The sequence below is a fragment of the Corynebacterium sp. HMSC064E10 genome (assembly GCF_001812505.1).
GTDB lineage: Bacteria > Actinomycetota > Actinomycetes > Mycobacteriales > Mycobacteriaceae > Corynebacterium > Corynebacterium amycolatum.
Map to the genome: position 1 here is coordinate 246818 of NZ_KV809173.1, position 9940 is coordinate 256757.

General features: G+C 56.1%; 9 protein-coding genes and 3 tRNA genes. 2 read left to right on the forward strand and 10 right to left on the reverse strand.

Annotation, left to right across the window (positions count from 1 at the left end; all coding sequences use genetic code 11):
• Window positions 1-81: 81 nt before the first annotated feature.
• The 10 genes from HMPREF2860_RS02870 to HMPREF2860_RS02915 all read right to left on the reverse strand — a co-directional run bounded on the left by HMPREF2860_RS02870 (window position 82) and on the right by HMPREF2860_RS02915 (window position 9309).
• Window positions 82-585 carry a hypothetical protein gene (locus HMPREF2860_RS02870; protein WP_016422677.1) on the reverse strand — a complete coding sequence of 168 codons (504 nt, stop codon included), beginning with the start codon at window positions 583-585 and terminating at the stop codon, window positions 82-84.
• A gap of 53 nt (window positions 586-638) precedes the next feature.
• Complete coding sequence (locus tag HMPREF2860_RS02875; protein ID WP_038628866.1) at window positions 639-1781, reverse strand: glycosyltransferase family 4 protein; 1143 nt, start codon at window positions 1779-1781, stop codon at window positions 639-641.
• 2 nt (window positions 1782-1783) lie between these two features.
• Window positions 1784-2686, reverse strand: coding sequence for a phosphatidylinositol mannoside acyltransferase (locus HMPREF2860_RS02880; RefSeq protein WP_070432220.1), 903 nt, complete (start codon window positions 2684-2686; stop codon window positions 1784-1786).
• An 11-nt stretch (window positions 2687-2697) separates the two neighbouring features.
• The gene (gene pgsA / locus HMPREF2860_RS02885) at window positions 2698-3399 is read right to left on the reverse strand and encodes a phosphatidylinositol phosphate synthase (RefSeq protein WP_016422674.1); all 702 of its coding nucleotides are present in this window, start codon (window positions 3397-3399) and stop codon (window positions 2698-2700) included.
• Complete coding sequence (locus HMPREF2860_RS02890) at window positions 3393-4028, reverse strand: ATP adenylyltransferase (RefSeq protein WP_042388668.1); 636 nt, start codon at window positions 4026-4028, stop codon at window positions 3393-3395. Before HMPREF2860_RS02890 ends, pgsA begins: the two co-directional genes overlap by 7 nt.
• 150 nt (window positions 4029-4178) lie before the next feature.
• The gene (thrS, locus tag HMPREF2860_RS02895; RefSeq protein WP_222867254.1) at window positions 4179-6173 is read right to left on the reverse strand and encodes a threonine--tRNA ligase; all 1995 of its coding nucleotides are present in this window, start codon (window positions 6171-6173) and stop codon (window positions 4179-4181) included.
• 159 nt (window positions 6174-6332) lie between these two features.
• On the reverse strand, window positions 6333-7559 hold the full coding sequence (locus HMPREF2860_RS02900; protein WP_038628860.1) for a Dyp-type peroxidase: 1227 nt from the start codon (window positions 7557-7559) through the stop codon (window positions 6333-6335).
• Between the two features lie 286 nt (window positions 7560-7845).
• Window positions 7846-8454, reverse strand: coding sequence for a copper chaperone PCu(A)C (locus tag HMPREF2860_RS02905; RefSeq protein WP_016422670.1), 609 nt, complete (start codon window positions 8452-8454; stop codon window positions 7846-7848).
• A gap of 4 nt (window positions 8455-8458) precedes the next feature.
• The gene (locus HMPREF2860_RS02910; protein ID WP_016422669.1) at window positions 8459-9049 is read right to left on the reverse strand and encodes a copper resistance CopC family protein; all 591 of its coding nucleotides are present in this window, start codon (window positions 9047-9049) and stop codon (window positions 8459-8461) included.
• 185 nt (window positions 9050-9234) lie between these two features.
• A tRNA-Val gene (locus tag HMPREF2860_RS02915) sits at window positions 9235-9309 on the reverse strand.
• 359 nt (window positions 9310-9668) lie between these two features.
• On the opposite strand from HMPREF2860_RS02915, the gene HMPREF2860_RS02920 reads away from it, so the two are divergent.
• A tRNA-Gly gene (locus tag HMPREF2860_RS02920) sits at window positions 9669-9741 on the forward strand.
• A gap of 66 nt (window positions 9742-9807) precedes the next feature.
• Window positions 9808-9878, forward strand: a tRNA-Cys gene (locus tag HMPREF2860_RS02925).
• Window positions 9879-9940 lie beyond the last annotated feature (62 nt).

The following is a 9940-nucleotide window of genomic DNA, read 5'->3' on the forward strand; positions in this document are numbered from 1 at the left end:
ATAACGCCTGGACTAGACAGTGCTGTTCATTGAGTCAGAAAACACGGCGAACTTCCAGCACAACGGCGGGATTTCCCACAATTAAGCTGTTGTCAGTCCATCTGCAACATCGAAATATTCCGGTTCAGGTGCAGTACCCGCCAGCCGCAGCGCGCGCACTAGCGGCCTGGCTCGCAGTGCTTTCGTATCCGTCACCGCATCATTGTAGAAACGGCGGGCGAGCTCGAGCCGCGTGTGGGCGTCAGAAAGCTCAATTGCCATCGTTCGGTCCACAGGCTGTTCCTCATAGAGCGCCACAATTTTCCTAGTCAGTTCGTTTTCCACGTCAGCGCGCTGTCCAGTGTTGTTGGCTCGAAGTGGTGTGGCTTCCACCTTCGTCACTACGCCGGCGAGTTCCGGGTAGGCGGCACGAGCGACTGCAGCCCTTCGCCCCAACGCCGCTTCCAGTGAGGAACGCGCCAAGTCGGTGCGAATGTGCATACGGTTCAAACGCGTCGCTGTCGATGAAGCCACCAAACCGCTAACGAGTACGACAATCAGCGCAATGACCAGGACAACGACCCAGATTGGAACGGTTACGTCCACCGAAAACCCACTTTCACTCCGCTGCGTTTAATCAGCTGCCACGACGGAAATCTTTATGGCGCAATGACGACCTTTTCGCCATCCATGCGCACCGTATCGTACACACGCAGAACGCCGTCGGCGACCTGCGACCAGTCATATTCCCAAGCCCGTTTATGCCCGAGTGCGCGAAGCTCCTCCCCCAACTTTGGCTGCGTCAAAAGGCGTACGACTGCATCCGCAAGGTCTACGGAGTTACCGTTTTCAAAGTGAAGCCCGTAATGGCCGTCGTCAAGCACGAGTTTGAACGCATCGATGTCGCTGGAGATCACCGGCGCACCCGCCGCCATCGCCTCTACCAGCACGATGCCGAAACTCTCCCCACCACGCTGTGGGGCAATGTACGCATCCGCATCGGCGAGTATTGACGCCTTAGCATCCTCCGAGAGTCTGCCGACGAAATGCAGGACATCTGCGTTTCTGCCCGCTTTACGACGAGCTGCCGCGACATCACCATCACCAACGACACAGACCTCAAGCTGTGGAATCTCCGCACGTATTGCTGGCAGCGCGTCGAGCAGAACGTCAAAGCCCTTGCGAGATTCGTCGAAGCGTCCGAGGAACACAAGCCGATAGAACCCCTCACGCCGCGGCGGGATCTCGGGCAACGATGAGGCGGCCGGACAGGACTCGAAATCTCCAACACGGACACCATTGGGAATGAGTACCGGGTCGCCGCCGAGTTGCTCAACCTGCCAGCGACGTGCCACTTCCGAGACAGCGATGCCTCCCCGAATGCGTTCAAGGTACTTCCGCAAAAATGGCGTGGCCAGCTTCAATGCCAAGGAGTCCGTCGCCGCAGAGTGATAGGTCGCGACAATTGGACCGACCGAGTTTACTAACGACAACATTGAAAAACTGGGCGAATTCGGCTCATGGATATGAAGAATGTCAAAGCTACCTTCCTCAATCCATGTGCGGACTCGACGGCTCGTGCGGGGACCAAAAGACAGCCGAGCGACCGAGCCGTTATACGGAATCGGGATGGCGGCACCACCTCGAACAACGAAATCCGGAACGTCCGCCTGCACGCTAGCCGGGCCGATAAGACTGACCTCGTGGCCGCGACGGATGAACTCCTCACACAGGTCAATCGCGTGAGCTTGAACCCCACCTGGGACATCGAACGAGTACGGGCACACCATTCCGATTCGCACGGCTACTTTGACCTCTTCTTATCCGCTGGCCACAGTGGCTGCATCATGTGCCAATCCGCTGGATGCTGGGCAATATCAGATTCAAAAACAGTAGCGATGTCCTGGACAATGTCAGCTAGATTGCGCCCCTCAGTCGGCACGAATGGATGCGCTACAAAACGCCAGCCATCGCGCGTGTAGGACAGGCCCGCGGGCATAAGCCGAGCGCCGGTGTCCAGTGCCAGCTTTGCTGCACCGACCGGCATGGTAGTCTGCTCTCCGAAAAAAGTGACCGGGACCCCGTGGCCGCCGAAGTCACGATCAGACAGCAGGCACACAACGCCACCGTCTTCCAATCGCTTCTGCAGTTCCGGCATCGCGGGTTTGCCACCGGTAAGCGGGAGAATGCGGAATCCGAGGGATTCGCGGTACTCCACGAAAGCGTCGTAAAGCACTTCTGGCTTCAGCCGTTCCGCCACGGTACTGAACCGGCCATGCCGGGAAACAAGCCACATACCTGCCATATCCCAGTTACCAGAATGCGGCAGCGGGATGACGATGGAATCTCCTGCCTCGAGGGCCTCAGCAACTCGTTCGAGTCCATCGCTGGTGGACTCGACCGTGTCTGCCAACTCTGGCGACGCGATGGAGGGCAACCGGAATGCCTCCACCCAATAACGTAGATAGGAACGCATGGAAGCCCGAATAAGACCTTGCGGCACTTCCTCAGGTGGGCAGCCCATAACGCGAGCCAAGTTCTTGCGAAGCTGGCGGGTAGTCGCGGGATTTGCTGCTACACGATCGGCGGCTATGTTGCCGATACGGTAGGCCACGCGTTCCGGCAGCAGACCAAAAATCTTCCACCCGGCCATATAGCCGAGCGCAACGAAATCATTTTTAGAGCGAGGCAGGAAGAAACTAGTCATTGTATCCTCCTTTAGTTGTAGGAATCAGCCGAACCCGTGGACTTCGGAGCAGAGTCAGGGTTAATAGATGAACTATCAGCTGCGCCTTCTGGCGGGGCGATGGGATCCAACGCTCCTGGCTGCTTAGCCACCATGTACAAGCGCTGGACGACGGTGAATACCGACCCAATCGCCAGGAGCCACATCGCGACGTAGAGGACATAGTCCACGCCAAGCCCCTGGAGCCCAATGCCGATTAGACCGATAATCAGGCGCTCCGCACGTTCGACGAGACCACCGTTGACCTTAAGGGCGCTGGCCTCTGCCCGAGCCTTAACGTAGGAAATGACCTGGGAAGACCCCATGGTAATCAGTGTCAGAATAAGCAGCACTGGATCCGCGTCATGGTGATACACCACCCAATACGCTATCGCCCCGAACAGTGCAGCATCAGTAATGCGGTCACAGGAAGCATCCAGCGTCGCTCCGTATTTCGTTCCCTGCCCTCGAAGTCTGGCCATCGTGCCATCGAGCAGGTCAAAAGCTGTGAAAATAGCGATTGAAACCGCAGCTGCAAAAAGATGGTTGGTAGGAATCAGGATTACCGCAAGCAGAACGGAAACTGCAGTTCCCACCAGGGTGACCGTGTTCGGGCTAATCCCGACCCGCAAAAGTGCAGCGGCTACCGGTTCAACTACTGGGCGGATTGGAGCCCTGCCACGGACACTCAGCATGCTGCCCCATCCTCCTGATTGAGGGCACGCCAGCCGTCGGCAAGCAATTCGCGCGTCTGACGAAGCGCCTGCGGTAGCACCTTGGTGCCGTCGATCACGGTCATGAAATTGCTGTCGCCGGACCAGCGCGGCACAACGTGCATGTGCAGGTGGTCAGCAACCGAACCGCCGGAGGCCTTGCCCAAGTTGAAACCTACGTTGACGGCGTGCGGACGCGAAACCGATTTGAGAGTACGAACCGCATGCTTGGCAAACCGCATCATCTCGGCCGTTTCTTCGTCGGTCAAGTCCTCAAGGTTGGCGACTTCGCGATATGGAACCACCATGAGGTGCCCTGGGTTGTACGGGAACAGATTCAGAACGGCGTACACCCACTCGCCGCGAGCGATAATGAGTGCTTCCTCATCGCTTTGCTTCGGCAAATCAACGAAGGGGTTACGGGATGGCTTGGAGTTATGCACACCACGCTTGACGATGTAGTCCAGCCGGTACGGTGCCCATAAGCGCGTGAGCCGATCCGGTTCGCCGTAACCGCTGTCGACGTATACGCCATCAGACGATTCCTGCTGGCCGGCATTGCCCTGCTGCTGCGGAGGCAACTCTTCACTTCCCGACTGATTCACTGCCATCCCCTTCGTTGCGTAACCGGGCCCCATTCGAGCCCCGACCACATATGTTTCTCTGCTGTAGTTTACGACCTCGCGGTCAACTTCTTTGGATTACCACGCGTGGTTCACCAGTTAAAACAACGCGGTCGAATAAGAGAGCGTTAGCGACCTCTAGAGAGCAGAGACATTCTCCTTGTTCGGCTGTTCGTTATTCCGCGAAGCAACCCAATCACAGATGATGTCCACAGCCTTCTCAACTGCCACCCCGTTAATCTGGGTGCCATCGAGGAACCGGAAGCTGACGGCACCTGCCTCAATGTCGCGGGCACCAGCCAGAATCATGAACGGAACCTTGGCCTGGGTGTGGTTGCGTATCTTCTTCTGCATGCGGTCATCCGACGTATCCACGTGGACGCGGATGCCACGAGACTTCAGCTGTGCAGCAAAGTCCTCCAGGTGCGGGATACAGTCATCCGCAACCGGGATACCAACAACCTGTTCCGGCGCCAGCCAGGCGGGGAAAGCACCCGCGTAGTGCTCCAATAGGACGCCAAAGAAACGTTCGATGGAGCCGAACAGCGCACGGTGGATCATAATCGGGCGCTTCTTGGTGCCGTCAGGTGCGGTGTACTCGAGCTCGAAGCGCTCCGGCAGGTTGAAGTCGAGCTGAACGGTCGACATCTGCCAGGTGCGGCCGATGGCATCGCGGGCTTGGACGGAAATCTTCGGGCCATAGAAAGCGGCTCCGCCCGGATCAGGAACGAGCTCGAGGCCAGAAGCATCGGCAACGCGCTGGAGAATTGCCGTGGACTTCTCCCAAATTTCATCCGAGCCGACGAACTTCTTTTCGTCCTTCGTAGACAGTTCCAGGTAGAAGTCATCCAGGCCGTAGTCACGAAGAAGCGAAATGATGAAGTCGAGGACACTAGTGAGCTCTTCTTCCAGCTGATCCTCGGTGCAGTAGATGTGGGCGTCGTCCTGCGTAAAGCCACGGGCTCGGGTCAGACCGTGGATAACACCCGATTTCTCGTAGCGGTAGACGGTGCCGAACTCGAACATACGAATCGGAAGTTCACGGTAGCTGCGACCACGCGATGCAAAAATGAGATTATGCATCGGGCAGTTCATCGGCTTGACGTAGTAGTCCTGCGGAGCCTTGGTGCAGTTGCCGTGTTCGTCATATTCGCCGTCGAGCTGCATCGGCGGGAACATGCCATCCGCGTAGAAGTCCAGGTGACCGGACTTCTTGAACAAGTCGCCCTTGGTTACGTGCGGGGTGTTCACAAAGTCATAGCCCGCTTCGATATGACGGCGACGGGAATGCTGCTCCATCTCGTTGCGGATGATGCCGCCCTTGACATGGAATACCGGGAAACCAGAACCAATCTCATCTGGGAAGCTGAACAGATCCAGCTCAGAGCCCAAGCGGCGGTGATCGCGCTTCTCAGCCTCGAGCATGCGGTCAAGGTACTCATCTAGCGCTTCCTTGGACTCCCACGCAGTGCCGTAAACACGCTGCAGGTTATCGCGAGACTGGTCACCACGCCAGTACGCAGCGGAAGAACGCGTGATCTTAAAAGCAGGGATGTAGCGGGTGGTCGGTACGTGCGGGCCGCGGCAAAGATCAAACCACTCGGTCTCACCGGTACGCGGATTGACGTTGCGGTATCCGGTCAAGGTCGTGCCTGCACCACCGACGTCGACATTGGCCTCATCATCTTCGGACACCTTGCCGGCCGACTTTTCAACAATCAGCTCGAGCTTATACGGCTCGTCGGCAAGCGCTTCCTGCGCCTCATCAGCAGACTCGAACGCGAAGCGTTCGAACCGCTGACCAGACTTGATGATCTTCTTCATACGCTTTTCGATGCGCTTGAGATCCTCCGGCGAGAAAGGCTCATCGACACGGAAGTCGTAGTAGAAACCATTGTCGATGGCAGGGCCGATGCCCAGCTTCGTCCCAGGGAACTCCAACTGCACGGCCTGAGCCATCACGTGAGTCGCAGAGTGGCGAATGACATCACGACCGTCCGGAGTATTCGCCGGAACGGGCTCGAAGACGGTTTCCACTTCTGGCTTAAAGGACAGATCCTTCAAATTGCCTTCAGGATCGCGGACACAAACGATGGCGTCAACGCCCTTGTTCGGGAAACCCAGGTCTCTCATCGCCTCGCCCGCAGAAACTCCTACGGGCACGGAAAACGGTGCTGGGGTTGCAAATTCTTCTGACACGGCGTGCGTGTACTCCTTTTCAAAGTGTCTTCGAAAATCACATACCTGGTGACCTTCGTCAGTCGTTCACACACTTTACCGCACGGTCAAAACTCAGGCCTCGAAAAGGTCCTGCGCCCAGTACTCCTCCTCAGAAGTTCCTCGCGGCATAACAAACACGGCGGATCCAATGTGGAAAATCCACTGATTGAGACGGTCGTTCTTGGACAGCCGCTCCTGAATCGGATTGAACTGCTCCAACGGGTCCTTCTGGAAACAAATGAATACCAGGCCGGTGTTGGTCTCGAATCGACCATTCGGTTCCGGTGGCAGGTCATAGTTGTAGACCCGTCGCAGAATCCGCTGATTAGGTTTCTCCTTCGGAGGCATGGACAGTGCAACATGGCTGTTCGGATCCGTCAGAGGCAGACCATATTCATCAGTCTTCGCCAGGTCGACGGTCTCAAACTCGTCCTTACCTCCAATTGGCGCACCGGTGCCGATATCTCGGCCGGTAATAACAGTGCGGCTTTCGCGGTCCAAGACATCCCAGCCTGGAATATCCATTTCGATACGGCGGACAACCATCGCTGTACCGCCCCGCAACCAATCCGGGCCACTGTCAATCCACACTTGCTTGTCGAATTCTTCACGAGTGCGCGGGTTGACCGTACCGTCCTTCTGACCGAAGAGATTGCGCGGGGTCTCGCCTTCCTGCCTAGAACCATTGGCGTGCTGGAAGCCAGCTTGCACCCAATGGACGTCCAAATAAGAGCCCGAATTTCGGATCATCATTCGGGCCGCGTGGGAGACCATTACCGGGTCATCCGCACAAATCTGCAGGCACAGGTCTCCACCGTTCCACTCCGGGCGGAGCTCATCGTTAACGTACTTTGGCAGATCCTCCAGCCACTCGGGCTTCTGGTCTTCCCTATCGATGATTGTGAAGAAGTTTTCCCCATATCCAACTGTGATAGTCAGATTGGCCGGACTCCCCATGAGCTCAGGCTCCAAGTCCGTTCGAGTAGCCTTGCCGGCTGTCATTCGGCGAGCGTCATCGGTCCAGGCACGCATGAGGTTTTGGAGACGATTGCGATTAACCCCCTTCTTTACGTTGAAGGCTATTAGCCATAGATTCGCCTGTGCGGGCGTCGCAATCCCCGCCTGATGAGCCCCATCAAAAGGTACGGTTGCTGTCTGCAAAGGCGGTTTCGGCGGCTCTTCCTGTGGACGTTCCAACCCAATCGCCTGGGCTTCCGGCACCCCCAGGGCGAGCGCTGAAGCTCCTGCGGCGGTGCCGAGCCCGCCAAGAAAACGCCTTCTAGAAAAGCCTTCGGACATGTTGTGCACTCTTACCTTTCTGATTACTTCAAACTGGAGCACATAAGGTGGCTGGGAATCCAACGATTTTTCAATGGCTTCAACACAACCACTGGCCTATCCAATTCGACCGTATCAAAAACCTTTTTCGGAAAAAGAAAGGCGCCGGAGTTCGATGCATATGCCGCAATAACCTGCCAACTCCAGCGCTTCTGCCACCATTAGATCCAGTTAATCAATTCCTCGACGTACCTGAGCTCACGCCCGCTTTACGACGAGCCATTGCTTGACCAACTTGTCACAAGAATTAATGGTGCGAGTGATCCATCTCACCGCCGCCCATATGCTCTGGGTTGTTCAGGTCACCGTCATTACCGTAGTCCTCTTCGCCCGCCGGCTGGACACGAACCTCAACGTCCTGGGTGATGCTAGAGCCGTCGGAAAGCTCAATGACGAGCTTGTACTCAGCTCCCACATCCATAGCTTCATCATTGTCCATGATCATGAAGTGAGTGCTACCCGGTTCGAGAACGAGTTCGCCATTAGCCGGAATCGTCAGACCTTCCGGCACCTCGAACATCTTGCCGTCCTTGGTGTCGTGCTGCTCGAACTTCGTGCCCTCCTTCAGCCCCTCAAGCTTGAAGGAGGAAACCTTGATGTCCTTATCGGTGTTGTTGGTCAGCGTACCGAAGATGGCGGTCATGCCCTTGTCAGCCGGCTTTTCCTTGATGTAGGCATCGGCCAGCTGTACAGCAGCATCGCTCTTCTCCATCTCAGAAGTAGCCTCGGTCGCAGCGGAGGTTGCGGACTCAGTCACCTCAGCAGCAGTGTTATCGTCGGATGAGCAACCTGCTAGAGCAAGGGTCAGAGCTGCGGAACCAGCAATCAGTGCAGTTGCAGTGCGATTGAGTTTCATGTGCCTATTTTGCCTTTCGATTAATAACGGTGACGACAGCGGCGATGATGACGATAAGTCCACCACCGAGGCCATAAGCCCATAGCGGTATTGACTTCGTTTCCTCGGCGTGTGCACCGGTTTGACGAGATTCTGCCCCAGCTTCGGCTGCGCCAGCAGCATCCGGATCAGCCACTGAGAAAGAGGTCTTTCCTCGGGTGGAGTGACCATCAGAGGAGGTAATCTGGAAACCAATAATGTAGTTGCCAGGCCCTGGATTAATCTCCTCAGGAATATCCAAAGAGACCTCATTACCCACTACTTCTGGCTCGTGGGAGTACAGGACTTCCTTGGCATCTGCATCACTAATTGCAACGGTGTTGAAGTTGTTCTTGGGGTTGCCGGAGAACTTGAGAGAAACGTGGTGCGGAAATTCATCGAGAACCTGCTTGTCGCCTGGATTCGATGACAGGACGGAATCATGAGCACTCGCAGGGACTGCATTGATAACGGACGCGCCGGCAAAGACCGCAAGCGCCGCAGCGGCGGCTACCGCACGTCGGAAACCCGACTTTGAGAACCGAAACGTTTCGCCTGAAGCGACCCGGGGACTCACTAGAACAGTTCAACTCCTTTAAGCGGGACAGTTCGAGAAGAACAGCAGTAGTATGACCGCTGCCCTTGTACCTATTGTCGGATGGTAGCCCAGAAAAGTTCCCGAGAGAGACGAATATAGTTCAGGTCACACAGCAAAACCCCGGCCGCGCCGTTTTTATACGATGCGTCGACCGGGGTTTTAAATGGTAGTCCCAACTGGGTTCGAACCAGCGACCTTTCCGGTGTGAACGGAACGCTCTTCCACTGAGCTATGGGACTGGAACAGAAAAGCACTAAGCCTTTGCTGCTCTGCGGAATAAGTTAGCACGCGTTTTGGAGATTTCCCTAATTGAGTTGCGTTGCGTTTGCGATTGCGCAGTTCGAAGATTTTTTACCGCATCGATGGAACTCCATGACGATAGCGACTCGATAGGCGCCCAGTAACAAACCCGCGAAAGCGAATAAATGACATTGTTGCGATTCAGAGGCATCAAAGATTGGTCTTTAGCCCTACGCCCACAGGGACAATACAGATGTTCACCTGGTAATTTGTAATCAATCGCACAATCACGCTAAAGTATCTTTCGCACCGCAAGGGAGCAATTGAGATTTTCTTTTCGCCCTCCTTGCAACGCGATGCGGATGTAGCGCAGCTGGTAGCGCATAACCTTGCCAAGGTTAGGGTCGCGGGTTCGAGTCCCGTCATCCGCTCTGGTTTCTCAAGAAGTTAGGCCCTGTGGTATAACTTCGAGGCAACCACTGAGGCGGCAGCCTCACGGTGGAATGGCCGAGTGGCGAGGCAACGGCCTGCAAAGCCGTGTACACGGGTTCGATTCCCGTTTCCACCTCAGCAGAGATTCCTTACCGGTTTCGATGTATTGCGCGATTAGCTCAGTGGGAGAGCGCTTCC

Bases quoted from the DNA above. Each gene is read 5' to 3' on its own strand.
- HMPREF2860_RS02890 (WP_042388668.1), bottom strand. From the start codon at position 4,028: ATGGCAGTGAATCAGTCGGGAAGTGAAGAGTTGCCTCCGCAGCAGCAG.
- HMPREF2860_RS02900 (WP_038628860.1), bottom strand. From the start codon at position 7,559: ATGTCCGAAGGCTTTTCTAGAAGGCGTTTTCTTGGCGGGCTCGGCACC.
- HMPREF2860_RS02905 (WP_016422670.1), bottom strand. From the start codon at position 8,454: ATGAAACTCAATCGCACTGCAACTGCACTGATTGCTGGTTCCGCAGCT.
- thrS (WP_222867254.1), bottom strand. From the start codon at position 6,173: ATGAGAGACCTGGGTTTCCCGAACAAGGGCGTTGACGCCATCGTTTGT.
- pgsA (WP_016422674.1), bottom strand. From the start codon at position 3,399: ATGCTGAGTGTCCGTGGCAGGGCTCCAATCCGCCCAGTAGTTGAACCG.
- HMPREF2860_RS02880 (WP_070432220.1), bottom strand. From the start codon at position 2,686: ATGACTAGTTTCTTCCTGCCTCGCTCTAAAAATGATTTCGTTGCGCTC.